A 14,766-nucleotide genomic window follows, 5' to 3' on the forward strand; every position below is an offset into this window, starting at 1 on the left:
GCCTCGCCGGACAAAAGCAGCATCAGGCAATTGTCCCGGTTACCGGATCGCACCCGCACGGAAATGTCTTGTGACTGGGTCAGTTGCCGCACCACCCATGGCGAGATTGTGGTGGTGATGGCGTGTTGGCACACAAAGGTCACATCCCGCTTCGAACCATCTGCAGCCGCCTTCAGGTCGTGTTGCAGGCGGCGCAGCCGCGCGCCAAGCTCTCGCAATTCAGGTTCCATGGCCTGCACGCCGGGCAGGATGGTGACCGGCTTGCAGGACCGGTCAAACAGGGGCACACCAATGCGCTCTTCGATCAACCGCACCCGCCGCGTGAACGCCGATTGGGTCACAAACCGCCGCTCTGCTGCCCGTGTCAGGGACCCCGTGTCGATCACCGCCAGGATGTCATCAATCCAATCCAACTGCATAATGTCACCATAGCGGCACACTGATATTATGCAAGATATGCATGTTATAGCGCATATTTCGAATTAGATTAGCGGGATTGACCTCCATAAGATGCGAGAAAACCAATTTAGGAGTTTTCTGATGCATCTCGCCCGTTACCCTCGCCGCTTCATCGCCCACCTGCCCACCCCGCTTGAACGTCTGGACCGTCTGACCGCAGAACTCGGCGGCCCGGAAATCTGGATCAAACGTGACGATTGCACCGGCCTGTCCACCGGCGGCAACAAGACCCGCAAGCTGGAATTCCTGATGGCCGAGGCCGAGTTGCAGGGCGCAGAGATGGTGATGACCCAGGGGGCAACCCAATCGAACCATGCCCGCCAAACGGCTGCTTTTGCGGCGAAACTGGGCATGGAATGCCACATCCTTCTGGAAGATCGCACCGGATCCGACAACCACAACTACAATTACAACGGCAACGTTCTGCTGGACCATCTGCATGGTGCCACCACCGAAAAGCGCCCCGGCGGTCTGGACATGAATGCCGAGATGGAAGCGGTCGCCGACAAGCTGCGCGCAGATGGCAAAAAAGTGTACACCATCCCCGGGGGCGGGTCGAACCCGACCGGCGCGCTTGGCTATGTGAACTGCGCGTTTGAGATGCTGGCGCAAGCCAATGATCGCGGGTTGAAGCTTGACCACATCGTTCACGCCACCGGCAGCGCTGGCACGCAGGCGGGGCTGATTGTGGGTCTGAAGGCGATGAACGCACAGATCCCTCTCTTGGGCATCGGCGTGCGGGCGCCCAAACCGAAACAGGAAGAAAACGTCTATAACCTCGCCTGTGCCACCGCCGAGAAGCTGGGCTGTGCCGGTGTCGTGCAGCGCGAAGATGTGGTGGCCAACACCGATTACGTCGGCGAAGGCTACGGCATTCCGACCGAAAGCGGCATCGAGGCGATCCAGATGTTTGCCGAGCTGGAATCGATCCTGCTCGACCCGGTCTATTCCGCCAAGGGGGCCGCAGGTTTCATTGATCTGATCCGCAAAGGTCACTTCAAGAAAGGCGAGCGTGTCGTCTTCCTGCACACTGGCGGTTCGGCTGCGCTCTTTGGCTATGACGCGGCCTTTGATCACAGCAAGCGCTGGGTCGGCTGACGTCAGACAGTATCAGGTGCGCGTGACCTGACGCAGGTTGCGCGCCCCAGTTTCACATTTCCGCAGTCAGGAGCGAACCATGGTGTCGCTGATCAGGTCCCGCTGGGACACCCACTTTGGTGGCATTCTTTTGGTGTGCGTCATCGCCGCCGCCGCGACCTTTCTGTCCGAACATTACGGCGCGCCTGCGATGCTGTTTGCTCTTCTGATCGGCATGGCGTTCCACTTCCTTTATGACGATCAGAAATTCACCCCGGGGCTGGAGTTTTCCGCCAAAACATTGCTGCGATTTGGGGTCGGCCTGTTGGGCCTGCGTCTGAGCATTGGGGATGTGGAAAGTGTCGGGCTGGGCGCGGTGGGTGCGGTTGTCGGCTTTGTCATGGCAACATTGGCCTGCGGGGCAATCCTCTCCTTTCTCTTCGGTCGCAAGCTGGCCTTTGGCCTGTTGGCGGGCGGGTCGGTGGCCATTTGCGGGGCCTCAGCCGCGCTTGCCATCACCTCGGTTCTGCCCGCGAAAGATGACCGCGAACAGGACACGCTGTTTGTTGTGATCGGCGTCACCGCCCTGTCGACCATCGCGATGATTGCCTATCCGATCCTGTTTGCGGCCCTGGGGATGAGCGATCTGGAAAGCGGATTTCTGATCGGGGCAACCATTCACGATGTGGCCCAGGTTGTTGGTGCCGGATATTCGATCAGTGACGAGGCAGGGGTGATTGCGACCTTCGTCAAGATGGTGCGCGTGGCCTTGCTGCCGGTGGTGATGATTGTGGTCATGGCGAGCTTTCGCGGCGCACAAGCCCAGAAGATCACCCTGCCGTGGTTCCTGGTCATGTTTGTCGCGCTGGCGATTTTGACAAACACCGGGCTGGTGCCGCAGGTGATCACCGATGCCATCGCCACCCTGTCCGGTTGGTGTCTGGTCATTGCGATTTCCGCCCTTGGGGTGAAAACCAGCCTTGCCACCATCCTGCGCGTCAAGCCCAGCTATGGGCTGATCCTTGTTGTCGAAACCCTCTTTCTTCTCGCCATTGCCGTGGCTTTTGTCATGGGCTTTGGTTTCTAAGCAACCGAACTGAAAGGACTTGATATGACCGGAATTAAACGTATGAAAAGCTCTGACCGGATGAGCCAGATCGTGACGTGTGGTGAGATGATTTATCTTGCCGGGCAGGTGGCCGCGCCGGGCAGCAGTGTGACTGAACAGACCACCCTTATCCTGGAACAGGTCGACAGCCTGCTGGCAGAGGCCGGGTCTGACAAGGAACACGTTCTTCAGGCGATCATCTGGCTGTCTGACATGGGAGATTTTGCGGAAATGAATGCCGTTTGGGACAGCTGGGTTGCCGCCGGTCACGCGCCCGCACGTGCCTGCGGCGGCGCTGCTCTGGCCACACCTGACCACAAGGTCGAGATCATTATCACGGCCCGGAAAAAGTAATCATCACACCAAGAATAGGTGTGACATCGAGGCTCAAACCTAATGAGTGTGATAGTATCGCAGTCGCCAGGACGCTGCGAATGCGCACTCCACCCACCTTGATCAATCAATCCAATCCCGCATACCAAAGCCTCGACGCTCCAAGAGCCTCCTTTCCGTGTCGCAACAAACTTCATGACCGATTTGGCGACACGGGTTATCTCTCGGACCGGGACTTTCGCATGCCACCAATCCTCAATTCTACGGCGTTCTTTCAAGCTCAGTTGCGTGTAAACGGCTCCCATGCCACGATCTCCTATTAGATAACTCTTTGTTTTCTAATAGGAGTCGCACTTCAGGGTAGCGCGCTGTCGGATCACTTAATTGCTGAGACCGCGGTTGTAACAAAAACAGTCACTTAGGGCTTTGAATTTCTGAGACTCTGAATTCATGATTTTCTGGCTGAACCACCGACAAGCAGCCCTTCGTTTAACGCGCAGAGAATGATCGCAAAGAGCCCTTCCTGTAGCTTAGATATTCTCGCTGCATGCGCTCGCAGAGTAAGAAATGCCGCGCGAGCAAGAAAATTCGTGCCGCTTTGCGGCGAAGGGAATGGTCACTCAGTAGACTAAATGGCCCTGCCGATAGGCTGAGCCCAGATTCCAATGGGGCTCATCTCTACCATCGAAGGGTTGGTGATCTGGAAGAGGATGCAGAGTCCAGATTTGAACGCTCCTTTTGAACTGTTCAAATCAATCGGCTAAATCGTGTTCCAACATGGATTTGCTTAGCGCTTCAACGGGATCGCCGGTATTCTTGCGAACGATGTCCGTCAAACGTTTGTCGTTAGGATCATTGATGGCTTCACCTCTTGTTATCCGATCAACCACAAATCTGGCCCATGCTTTTATTGCAAGTTCGGCGGATGGTGACATTTGATCCGCGGATGCGCGCTGCCGGATGACGGGAACAAGCCGCTCCGAGAGTTTGACGCTGCCATCCATGGCGATCTGTTCGAGACTATGGCGCATTTCAGCTACTCTGAAACGCCGCAGCAAGTACGTCTGATATTTTGTGGCAGTTTGGGCTGCCGATCCGGAAAGTGTTAAAGAGGCCTCCTCCCAGAGCCTGTTGAGGCCTTCTCGGATTTCTTCATCAACGATCGCCTCATGGACGTAGCTGTACCCAGCGTTGAGCCCTGCATAGGCTAAGAATGAATGCGCACCGTTCAATAGCCGAAGCTTTCTTTGCTCGAACGCGGATACATCCTCGACAATGGTGGCACCAGCCCCACCCCAGTCAGGGTGTGGTCCGGCAAAGTCATCTTCAATGACCCACTCTGAAAATGATTCCGTACCTACAACTGGCATCGTTTGAATACCTGCAGCAGTCCTGATCTCTTCAATAGCATTCTCCGAAAGTCGCGGTGTGATCCTGTCGACCATCGTTGTGGGAAAGGACACCTGGCTCTCTATCCAAGATAAGGCCTCGGGACAAAGTTCTTCGATGAAGTCTGAGACGACCCTCCTGAGCTTCATTCCGTTGTCGGAAAGGTTGTCACAGCTCACGACCGAGATTGGGTCTCCAGACGTCTGGAAGCGCAGTATCAGCCCCTTGGCGAGGATCCCAATGGCCGAGGTAGGGGCTGACTCTCGCAGATCGTGCGCAATCGCTGTGGCCGCGAAATCGAGCCGCCCACGTTTCAAGTAATAGCCCTTCTCGGTGATCGTCACCGTGACGATATGGGTGGTCTCATCGGCAATCTTTGATGCGACCAGTGCCCCCTGCCTGCTCGCCAATATTACCTCGTCGATGACATCAATGACTTCGGCCGAAAGGCCCGACTGGCTCCATGTGCCCAGGAGAAACTTGTTATCACTCGCCGCCATTTCTTGTTGCAGTTTGGCGTTGGTCATCGCAACACCGGTGATCTTCCAGTCTCCGGCTTTGAACGTGTACCAAGCCTGATGAGCGCGGTGAAAATTTCCCAGCCCCAAATGAACGATCCGCTTCATTTCAGAAATCCCGATGGAGTAATCAAATCTGCTGTCGACATACTAAATGCCATTGGTGCGCCAAAGACGACTGTCGGCCTGTTCAGTGCCTTGGACATCTCTGATGCTATGATAGCCTGGCGGTTGCTTATTTCAGTCATAGTACGCCTCTCACAATTCAACTTATCTGGCTAAGTGATCGGTCTGAACGATCGCACCCTTGGATTGGATCACTGCACTTGCAAGCTGGTGACCTGCGACGGCAGCCTTGCCGGAATCTGCATAGTTCAGGAAAGAAGCGAGGTAACCACCACAAAAACTGTCCCCTGCAGCAGTCGTATCGACAACCTTCGAGACAACTGGATATGACTGATTTGGCGCTTCAGTACTTCCAAGAAGAACCGGACCTCGAGATCCCCGTTTGATTGCCCCAGTCGCATGGCCGTATACCTTGAAACGCGCGATCACATCACTTTCTTCTTCGGCAAACAGGGCCATCTCATCATCCAGAGACGGCAGCGCAATGTCACATCGGGTCCATGCCATATCCGTACGTTTCGCTGCTAATTCACGACTTTCCCAAAGGGTTGGGCGATAATTGGAATCATATGCAAATCGCCCGCCGTTTTTTCGGTAACCCTTGAGCCATTCAAGGAAGGCCAGTCGCGTGGCATCGGGCAAAATCGCAAGGGAAATACCAGAGGCATAAATGACGTCGAACCCTTCCAGACACTGGAAATCCGGGCCATGCACCGTTTCGAACATGCGTCGAGCGGCAGAATCTGATCGCCAATAGCTAAAGCTACGTTCTCCATGCGCATCAAGCGTGATCGAGTAGACGCCCGGAAGTTTGTCTTTGATGCGGCGAATGTGTTCCGTGCCAATGCGATGATGCGCGATGGCTCGGGCGATCTTCTCTGAAAGACGCTCGTCCCCAAGGGCCGTCACATAACTGACGCTGTGCGCGCGATCCAGAACACGGCGCAGATAGACGGCCGTGTTGAACGTGTCTCCGGCGATGTTCGCCTTAGCATCAGCCGGCAAATCATCAAACATAAGCTCGATCATCACCTCGCCAAAGCAGGCAACTTTAAGGGGTTTCAACACAGGTTCTATCCGTCAAACGAGAGTTGGACTTTCATCGAGTCAGAACGGTCAACAGCCTGTTCAAAAGCTGCCTCTGCTTCACTCAATGGGAAGATGTGTGTCAGCAGGGGTTCAACATTGATCTTGCGCTGGTCGATGAGTTGGACCGCCTCGGTAAACTCTTGATGAAACCGGTGTGTTCCCTTGAAATTGATCTCTTTTCCAACAATCGCATTAATCGGGAGTTCCAAGCTTCCTGCAACGCCCACTTGAACGACCGTCCCTCTTGGGCGGACCACATCAATGGCCGTTGCGATTGCAGGCGCGGCGGCGGAGCATTCGAACACAACATCGAACTGCGCGCCAGGGCGTTTGTAGTCGGCCAATTCTTCTGCGGCTTCCGCAACATTGAAAGTTTGGGTCGCCCCCACGCGTTTTGCGATCTCCAGCGGGAAATCGGCAATATCGGTGGCAACGATCTCTTGCGCTCCGCGCAATTTTGCAACCGCGACACACAAGGCCCCGATAGGCCCGGCCCCGGTCACAAGTACGCGCTTTCCCTTCAGATCGCCCGCCTGACTCGCGGCATGCAGGCATACCGCAAGCGGTTCGGCGCAAGCCGCATGCGACAAGGGCGTAGCATCGCTGATTTTCACACATTGCGCAGCCCCCATGATAAGCGATTGGCGAAAGCCGCCCTGCACATGTGGTGTGGTCTTGGCAGAGCCCAGAAACCTCATATCGGTACAATGCTGGTACTCTTTCCGACCGCAGAAATGACAGTTGAGGCAGGGCTGGCTGGGGCTGACAGAAACCTTGTCTCCAACCCGCAATCCGCAGTCCGGATCGCCAATCTCTGCGACAATCCCGGCAATTTCGTGACCAAGAACAAGAGGCTCGGTAACGCGAATTGGGCCAACACCACCATCAAAAAAGTAGTGCAGATCAGATCCACATATTCCACCGTTGGAGATCCGAACGAGCACCTGATGACGTCCCATTTTTTCCACAGGGACATCCTCTACTCTCAAATCACGCTTTCCGTGCAATCGGCAAGCTAACATAGTTGAAAACTCCTATGGCAGAATGACCGACGGCAACCATGTTGCAATCGGTGGGATATAAGACACCAGCAACAACACGATGATATTGGTGGCGATGAAGGGAAGAATGGCAATCACGACAGGCGTGAGCGGCAGGCGCGCAATACCCGCACAAACGAAGAGGCAGACCCCAAGTGGCGGTGTGGTGAGGCCAATCATAAAGTTTAGCACGGCGAAGGTTGCAAAGTGCAACGGGTCGATTCCCACAGATGTCGCAAGCGTAAGGAGCGGTACAAACAGGATGATCAACGCCGCGATCGTTTCCATGAACATGCCCACTATCAGAAGCAGGATGTTGATAATCAGGATCACGACGAATTTGTTATCCGTGAATGACAAAACGGCCGTCGCAATCATCTGCGGAATGCGTTCAGACACCAGAATCCAGCCGAATACATTGGCAAATCCCACAAGCACAAGGATGCCGGACGCGGCCACCGCGCTTTCAACGACGATCTTTGGAATTTTCCGCAGTGGCAGTTCCTTGTAGACAAAAAGCCCGATGACCATTGCATAGATACTTGCAACGACTGCGGTTTCTGTCGGCGTGGCAATTCCGCTCAGCAGCCCGTAGAGAATGAGACCCGTCATTGCCAATGCCCAAAAGGCCCCGGCGAAAGAACGACCGATCTCAGCGAAACCTTTCCACTCCTGTTTTGGAAAATTCTTCCTCCGGGCAATCAGATAGGTTGTCACCATCATGGCCACACCCATCAAAATGCCGGGAATTGCGCCGGCGAGAAACATTTTCCCGACCGAGATACCTGACAATGCCCCGACGATGATCATGGGAACACTGGGTGGAATGATCGGCCCGACAGTTGATGATGCCGCCGTAACTGCGGCGGAGAAATCAGCGGGGTATCCCGCCTTTTTCATGCCCGGAATCATAACGCCACCGATCGAGGCTGCATCCGCGACCGCCGTCCCGGTGATACCTCCAAAAAGCATGGACGCGCCAACGTTAGTGAGGCCAAGCCCACCACGGATCCAGCCGACGAGGCCATTTGCAAAGCGAATGATGCGTTCGGTGATCCCGCCCTGATTCATCAGGTTTCCGGCAAGGATAAAGCCCGGAATGCTGAGCAGAACGAAGACATCCATGCCAGCGTACATTTTTTGCGGCATGACAACCGCGGGGATGCCCATCACGAGCAGGTAGCTGAGAGAACTCAGCCCAAGAGTGATCGCAACAGGTATGCCAACGACAAGACCGATGACGAAGACCGTGACGAGGATAAGAAGACCCATCTTAGATTTCCAGTTGGTTTTCGGGTTGGCCTTGGTCGGCATGGAACACCATCGCCAAAATCCGCATCAGCGCGAAGAGCGCAATTCCGATCAGAAGGGCGAACACCGAGAAATGTATGTAGTCCATCCGCACACCAAGCGCGGGAGATGTTTGGAGCGCCCCGATGGAAACGTACTTCCAGGCAGGCGCGATGAGAAATGTGCAAAGAGCAAAGGTCGCAACAGCAGAAAGAAGGCGCAGTCGGCGGGGCCACGTCCCCGGCAAGGATTCACAAACCACATCCACGTTCACCAGATCGCCAGAGCGGAGCGAAAGCCCGGCCCCAAAAGTCACTGTGTAAAGCATCGCAAATCTAGTCAGCTCTTCGGTCCATACGGGCGAGGATCCGAGTGTGCGGCCCAGGACCTGGGTCAACACAGCAGCGATCAGGACCAGGAACGACATTGCGACCCCTGTGCTGCAGACGGCGACTATGATTTTTTCAATACGTTGCATCGTTGTTCCGCATTCTTCGGAGATTGAAGACCGCAAGACCATAACAGCCCAGCGGCCTTCCAGGGAGTGACTAGCTCTCAAGCTTAGTTGGAGAACAAACCCTCAACGATCGGACGGATTTCATCGCTTACATTTGCGAGAACTGCGTCCTTTGCGGCTGCCTGGAAAGCTGCGCCGTCAACCTCGACGAACTCCATACCGTTCTTCTCAAGGTACTCACGATCCGCAGCGAGGCTATCGAGCAACAAGCCACGCTCGTATTCCTGCGCCATCGCAGCTGCTTTCATGACTGCTGCTTGATCGTCAGCAGACAGTTTCGCCCATGTGCTTTCTGCTATGGTCAGATAAATCCAGGACCGCACGTGCTCGGTTTGGTTCACATAGCCCTGCACTTCGTTGAAGTTCGCAGAACGGATCAGCGCCAGCGGATTCTCCTGACCTTCGATCACGCCACTTTGCAGCGAGGTAAAGACTTCGGAAAATGCCATCGGAGTTGGTGCCGCACCCAGGGCGCTCCACACGTCAACAAAGAGAGGAACATTGGGAACGCGCATCTTCATTCCGTCCAGGTCTGCAGGCGACGCGATGGGGCGTTGAGAGGTCAGGTTGCGAGGACCACGTGCGAAGTAGGCGATCGGGCGGATCTGTGCTTTTGCGACAATCTGATCGATAATCTGCTGACCAATATCGCCGGACGCAACTTCATCCATGTGCTCCAAAGAGGTGTATCCATAGGGCACCGCAAGAAGCGCGGCCATCGGAGCCCAGTTTTGAAGGCTTTCGCCAGTGATCGTCATGTCGACGGTGCCAAGCTGCATACCGTTGATAAGGTCAATTTCCTTGCCTAGGGATTCATTTGGGAACACTTCAACAGCAATTCGGCCGTCTGTGAGCGACGATAGCTCCTCGCCAAACTTCACCGCCGCCAAATGCCAGGCGTTGTCTTCGTTGGCGAGGTGACCGAGTTTCAAGGTCATGTCTTGCGCGAACGCCGATGTGCCGACGATTGTGGCTACAGCGGTCGCTGCAGCTAGTGTTTTAACAGTCGTAAAGAGCCTCATGATTCTCCTCCATTGGTAAGGCTTGCACTTGTTCCTGGTCACGGAGCCCCTTCGAAGTACTGCGGGTACATCGATTGGATTTTTGGAAGTGACTTCAGGATTTCTCCTAGGTGAGTACGCATGGCCTCTTCAGCGGAGGCGACATTCCCGCCCTCAATCATGTCAACGACACGCTCATGTTGCTGAATCAACGTCGCTAGCGGGAACTCTTCCTGCGTAATGAAACGAACGCGGTCCATCTGAGATTTGATAGTGTCGAGGTATTCCCATGACTCAGCGACCTCTGCTGCTCGGGCAAGAGTGCGATGAAAACGTTCATCAAGTTCGATGAAGGCATTCGCGTTTCCTTCGCTTACATTGCTTTGCTCTTTGATCTGCGCTCGAAGATCGCGAACGAGCACTGGATCAGGATCAGATGCCAGTTTGCGCACAATATCGGCCTCGACGGCTTCGCGTACAAATCTGCCATTTAGAACAGACTTGTAGTCGATCCTCTTGACGAAGGTGCCGCGTTGCGGGCGAATTTCCAGAAGCCCCTCGTACACAAGTGTGATGAAGGCCTCGCGCACCGGCTGGCGACTAACGCCATATTCCTTGGCAAGCTCCGGCTCTGACAGCCGGCTCATTGGCTGCAAGTCATTCCGGATAATGCGGCTTCTCAGAATCAAGCGAAGCTGCGGGGCTACGGCCTGCAAAGGGTCGAGCCTCCAATCCTCAAGATTCCCCAAAACTAGCGACATTCTGTTCTCCCTTGGCCAAATGCATACATCCATACTTCCATACAAGTCAACACTCTGTTATGGTTTCTCCGAATTTGGTAGCTGAAGCACAGCAACCGACACGACGCTTATTTGAGGGAGAAGGCGCAATGAAGCAAACTTGGAGGTGGTTTGGGCCTGAAGATAAGGTCTCGCTTCAGGACGTGCAGCAGGCTGGTGCCACGGGTATCGTCACGGCACTGCATCACCTTCCAAACGGTGTAGTTTGGAGCAAAGAGGAAATAAAAAGACGTCAAGATGAGATTGCACAAGGGGCACGGCGTACAGAAGTTCCCCTAGAGTGGTCAGTCGTAGAGAGTCTTCCAGTCACAGAAGACATCAAGCGCCAGACCGACGACTGGAAAACCCACGTTGCAAGTTACAAGAAGAGCCTTGCGAATATTGCTGCGAGTGGGATCTCAGTGGTTTGCTACAATTTCATGCCAGTTCTGGACTGGACACGCACCGATTTACGGTTTGAGCTGGGCAATGGCGCGAGGTGTATGCGGTTTGACGCAATAGATTTCGCGGCATTTGATCTCTTTATCCTCAATCGCAAAGATGCCACCGCAAGTTACTCTTCGAACGTCACTCAGGAAGCGCAGATCCGCTTTTCATCCATGGATGCAGGAGACCGAGACCGCTTGGTCGCAAATGTGATATGTGGCCTTCCAGGCGCTGAGGAGGGTTATTCCATAGCGTCTCTGCGTGAACACTTGGCACTCTATCACGAGATCAATGATGAACGCCTTCGTGCGAATCAGATCGACTTCTTGTCAGAGGTCATTCCGACTGCCGAGAAATACGGCATACGGATGTGTTGTCACCCTGACGACCCGCCTTTCCCCCTACTAGGCCTGCCACGCATCATGTCGACAGAGCAAGACTATGAGTCACTCGTGACCGAAATTGATTCTCATTCGAACGGAATCACTCTGTGCACCGGATCACTCGGCGCCCGATCAGACAACGACTTAGCCGGCATGGTCGAACGTTTGGGATCAAAAATCCACTTTGCACATTTGAGAAACGTAACCCGCGAAAGTGCCGAACTCCCATGCAGCTTCCATGAAGCAGCTCACCTTGAAGGTAATACAGATATGGTTGCCGTGGTTAGAGCCCTGCTCAAGGAGGAACATCGCAGACACGAAGAAGGTCGATCTGATGCCACTATCCCATTCCGACCAGATCACGGACAAGATATCATGAGCGATCTGCAAGCCGATTCCCAACCAGGGTATCCAGCCGTGGGGCGTATGAAGGGTTTGGCCGAGCTCAGAGGCATCATAGAGGCGCTTTCTAGTTAATAGTCATCCGTTCCGAGTGGACCTGTCACGGAATTGTTCCGCTCCTTTGACTTGGTATTTTGCCACAAAGGAGAGACATCATGGCACAGAAACCAACCCCGGAGTTCCGCGCCGAAGCGGTTCGCATCGCACTCACCAGCGGTCTGAGCCGCAAGCAGGTTGCCGCTGACCTTGGCATCGGTTTTTCGACATTGAGCCGCTGGATACAGAAAGACCGGCGCAACCCGGAGAAACCAGCCGCCCAATCCGATCTCGAACGCGAGATCGCGGAGCTGCGGAAAGAGAACCGCATGCTCCGGGAGGAGAGGGACATTCTAAAAAAGGCCACGGTGTTCTTTGCGGAGAGAAGCAAATGAGGTTTGCCTTCGTCGAAGAACACCGTCATCAGCTTCCAGTCAATCGCCTCTGCCAGATCATGAACGTCAGTCCTCGGGGCTACCGGGCCTGGCGCTCGCGTCCTGCCAGCCAGCGGCAACGCACCGACATGGTGTTGCTGGCCCACATCCGCGACCAGTTCCGCCTATCTCTGGGCAGCTACGGAAGGCCCAGAATGACGGAAGAACTGAAGGAACTCGGTTTTGATGTCGGGCATCGCCGCGTTGGTCGCCTGATGCAGGAGAATGGCATCGAGGTGAAGCGAAACAAGAAGTTCAAGGCGACCACGGACAGCAACCACAGCTTCAATATCGCGCCGAACCTGTTGAACAGGGACTTCGCTGCTGATCGCCCGAACCAGAAATGGGCCGGTGACATCAGCTATGTCTGGACCCGGGAAGGCTGGTTGTATCTGGCTGTCATCCTTGATCTGCATTCGCGGCGCGTCATCGGCTGGGCCGTCAGCAATCGGATGAAGCGCGACCTGGCGATCCGGGCCTTGAACATGGCAATCGCCCTGCGCAGGCCGCCGAAAGGTTGCATTCATCATACCGACCGGGGCAGCCAATACTGCTCGCATGATTACCAGAAGCTCCTGCGCCAGCATGGCTTCCAGGTGTCGATGAGCGGCAAAGGCAACTGCTATGAACGCGGCAGTCGAGACGTTCTTCAAGACGATCAAGGCTGAGCTTCTGTGGCAACGATCCTGGCGGACGCGTCGTGAAGCCGAAGTCGCCATCTTTGAATACATCAACGGCTTCTACAACCCGCGCAGGCGGCACTCAGCCCTCGGCTGGAAAAGCCCCTTGGCCTTCGAACGAAAGGTCGCTTAAGTGAGAAACCGGAGCGGCATCAAACCGTGACAGGTCCAGAGGGCTTTGTAGTTTCCGAGAGCTGATCGAAAGAACTACAGATAAGAACCGGAACTCTCGTCAAATCAGACACAGGCATTAATCCCGGACCATGACTGCGACGAAAAGGCACCTGAAATCGCTGCCAGACGACGGCATGCAGTGACCAGCTTGGTTACCTGAATTGCACGCGCAGCGCTAGACGCGCTGCGCGTGCAAAGACTTGCTGCATCAGCGAAGACACAAAACTCAATGCTGGCAATGTCCGCGTCTTTCCAGTTCAGAAACGGCGCAATGAAAGTCGGCCTTGTTGCGTAATTCATAATATTTGCACCAAGGCCTCAGACCCATGAAAACAAGGCCATTCAGATGTTGCATATTTCCGGTGCATATATTGGGCGCGTTTGGTAGGCTTGAACCATGCTTATTGGTTACGCCAGAGTGTCCAGTCGTGGGCAATCCCTTGATCGTCAGATCGGCGCGTTGAATGCCGCCAGCGTCGATAAGATTTTTCGCGAGAAAATGTCTGGGAAATCCGTCAAGGGCAGGCCGCAGCTCGAACGTGCGATAGACGCTCTTGGGGCAGGGGACGTGTTTGTTATCGCAGTGGGACAGGGCCACGCGATCCATGATTGACGGCATCAACATCATTCAGCGGATTGCTGAGCGCGGGGCATATGTGAAAGTTCTTGATAAGCCCTGGCTCGACCTGACCACACCGATAGGCAAGGGCATTCTGGCGTTTCTGTCTGCTCTTGCAGAAGACGAACGGGAACGCATCACCCGCCGAGCAAACGAGGGTCGCGCCATTGCAGCCAAGCAGGGTGTCAGGTTTGGTCGGAAACCGAAGCTGACCGAGCATCAGCGCCAGATTGCCCGCGAGCGCATGGCAAATGGTGAGAGCTGTCGCGCTATCTCATTGGATCTTGGTGTAGCTCACACCACAATTTCCAGATTGCGCTGATCAGCGGGGCGCATACGCTGCCATGCAGGGTATTCTCTGTTGTCCTTCTCAGTGAATGCTCCGGCACAACGTAGTGACGTTTGAAGTAGTGTTATGTGTTGTTGAGCCATGGGTATTTAGCTATTTTAGCTAAACTATCCTGCCCCCTATTTTTCTAGGCCGGTAAGCTCAAACGGGAAGAAGAAATACCATGCGACAGTTTTCCGCTACAGATCTTGCCAATAAGACCGGGGACGTTCTGGCCCTCGCCGCGCAACAGCCTGTTGCCATCACGCGCCACGGCAAGCCGCGCTTCGTTGTCCTGTCCACGGAAGAATTTGAAGCTTTGCGCCAATGCAAAGATACCCAAACTGCGCATCATGTAGATGATCTGGATGATGCCGAAGCCACCCGCCTTGCGAGTGAATTGCAGGCCAGCATCGAAAACGACTAAGAGCAAATTTCACCTCTGCGCACTGACGGCGATGTCTCTGGGTGATGGTGACAAAGTTGGCGAGATTGCTCCCCATGTGCAATATAGTAATATTGCAATGATAACAAATA

The 14,766-nt window shown here is 54.7% G+C and carries 13 protein-coding genes and 3 pseudogenes; 7 read left to right on the forward strand and 9 right to left on the reverse strand.

Annotation, left to right across the window (positions count from 1 at the left end; all coding sequences use genetic code 11):
• The coding region (locus ACP15V_RS17545; RefSeq protein ID WP_424944575.1) for a LysR family transcriptional regulator at positions 1-419 on the reverse strand (419 nt) is incomplete at its 3' end.
• 121 nt (positions 420-540) lie between these two features.
• Between ACP15V_RS17545 and ACP15V_RS17550 the strand changes: the two genes are divergently transcribed.
• From ACP15V_RS17550 to ACP15V_RS17560, 3 genes are all read left to right on the forward strand, one after another.
• Complete coding sequence (locus ACP15V_RS17550) at positions 541-1,557, forward strand: D-cysteine desulfhydrase (RefSeq protein ID WP_424943835.1); 1,017 nt, start codon at positions 541-543, stop codon at positions 1,555-1,557.
• Positions 1,558-1,636: 79 nt separating this feature from the next.
• Positions 1,637-2,623, forward strand: coding sequence for a YeiH family protein (locus ACP15V_RS17555; protein WP_424943836.1), 987 nt, complete (start codon positions 1,637-1,639; stop codon positions 2,621-2,623).
• Between the two features lie 24 nt (positions 2,624-2,647).
• Positions 2,648-2,998 carry a RidA family protein gene (locus tag ACP15V_RS17560; RefSeq protein WP_424944969.1) on the forward strand — a complete coding sequence of 117 codons (351 nt, stop codon included), beginning with the start codon at positions 2,648-2,650 and terminating at the stop codon, positions 2,996-2,998.
• A gap of 182 nt (positions 2,999-3,180) precedes the next feature.
• On the opposite strand, the pseudogene ACP15V_RS17565 reads toward ACP15V_RS17560, so the two are convergent.
• From ACP15V_RS17565 to ACP15V_RS17600, 8 genes and pseudogenes are all read right to left on the reverse strand, one after another.
• Positions 3,181-3,282, reverse strand: a pseudogene (locus ACP15V_RS17565) (helix-turn-helix domain-containing protein); the annotation flags it as partial.
• 447 nt (positions 3,283-3,729) lie between these two features.
• Entirely contained in the window at positions 3,730-4,992 is a 1,263-nt protein-coding gene (locus ACP15V_RS17570; RefSeq protein ID WP_424944970.1) for a hypothetical protein, read from the reverse strand.
• Between the two features lie 162 nt (positions 4,993-5,154).
• On the reverse strand, positions 5,155-6,078 hold the full coding sequence (locus tag ACP15V_RS17575; protein WP_424944971.1) for a sugar kinase: 924 nt from the start codon (positions 6,076-6,078) through the stop codon (positions 5,155-5,157).
• A 5-nt stretch (positions 6,079-6,083) separates the two neighbouring features.
• The gene (locus ACP15V_RS17580) at positions 6,084-7,058 is read right to left on the reverse strand and encodes an L-idonate 5-dehydrogenase (RefSeq protein WP_424944976.1); all 975 of its coding nucleotides are present in this window, start codon (positions 7,056-7,058) and stop codon (positions 6,084-6,086) included.
• A 75-nt stretch (positions 7,059-7,133) separates the two neighbouring features.
• Positions 7,134-8,411: a TRAP transporter large permease gene (locus ACP15V_RS17585; RefSeq protein WP_424944977.1), complete on the reverse strand. Its 1,278-nt coding sequence runs from the start codon at positions 8,409-8,411 to the stop codon at positions 7,134-7,136.
• A gap of 1 nt (position 8,412) precedes the next feature.
• Complete coding sequence (locus ACP15V_RS17590) at positions 8,413-8,907, reverse strand: TRAP transporter small permease (protein WP_424944972.1); 495 nt, start codon at positions 8,905-8,907, stop codon at positions 8,413-8,415.
• Positions 8,908-8,990: 83 nt separating this feature from the next.
• Positions 8,991-9,968, reverse strand: a complete 978-nt coding sequence (locus tag ACP15V_RS17595; RefSeq protein WP_424944973.1) for a TRAP transporter substrate-binding protein — start codon at positions 9,966-9,968, stop codon at positions 8,991-8,993.
• A gap of 38 nt (positions 9,969-10,006) precedes the next feature.
• Positions 10,007-10,708 (reverse strand): GntR family transcriptional regulator, encoded by a 702-nt coding sequence (locus ACP15V_RS17600; RefSeq protein ID WP_424944974.1) that lies wholly within the window; start codon positions 10,706-10,708, stop codon positions 10,007-10,009.
• A 128-nt stretch (positions 10,709-10,836) separates the two neighbouring features.
• Between ACP15V_RS17600 and uxuA the strand changes: the two genes are divergently transcribed.
• The 4 genes and pseudogenes from uxuA to ACP15V_RS17620 all read left to right on the forward strand — a co-directional run bounded on the left by uxuA (position 10,837) and on the right by ACP15V_RS17620 (position 14,656).
• Positions 10,837-12,033 carry a mannonate dehydratase gene (gene uxuA / locus ACP15V_RS17605; protein ID WP_424944975.1) on the forward strand — a complete coding sequence of 399 codons (1,197 nt, stop codon included), beginning with the start codon at positions 10,837-10,839 and terminating at the stop codon, positions 12,031-12,033.
• Between the two features lie 80 nt (positions 12,034-12,113).
• Positions 12,114-13,241, forward strand: a pseudogene (locus ACP15V_RS17610) (IS3 family transposase).
• Between the two features lie 438 nt (positions 13,242-13,679).
• Positions 13,680-14,223, forward strand: a pseudogene (locus ACP15V_RS17615) (recombinase family protein).
• Between the two features lie 190 nt (positions 14,224-14,413).
• Positions 14,414-14,656 (forward strand): type II toxin-antitoxin system Phd/YefM family antitoxin, encoded by a 243-nt coding sequence (locus tag ACP15V_RS17620; protein ID WP_424944583.1) that lies wholly within the window; start codon positions 14,414-14,416, stop codon positions 14,654-14,656.
• The last annotated feature ends 110 nt before the right edge of the window (positions 14,657-14,766 follow it).

Source organism: Aliiroseovarius crassostreae (assembly GCF_049803815.1).
GTDB lineage: Bacteria > Pseudomonadota > Alphaproteobacteria > Rhodobacterales > Rhodobacteraceae > Aliiroseovarius > Aliiroseovarius crassostreae_A.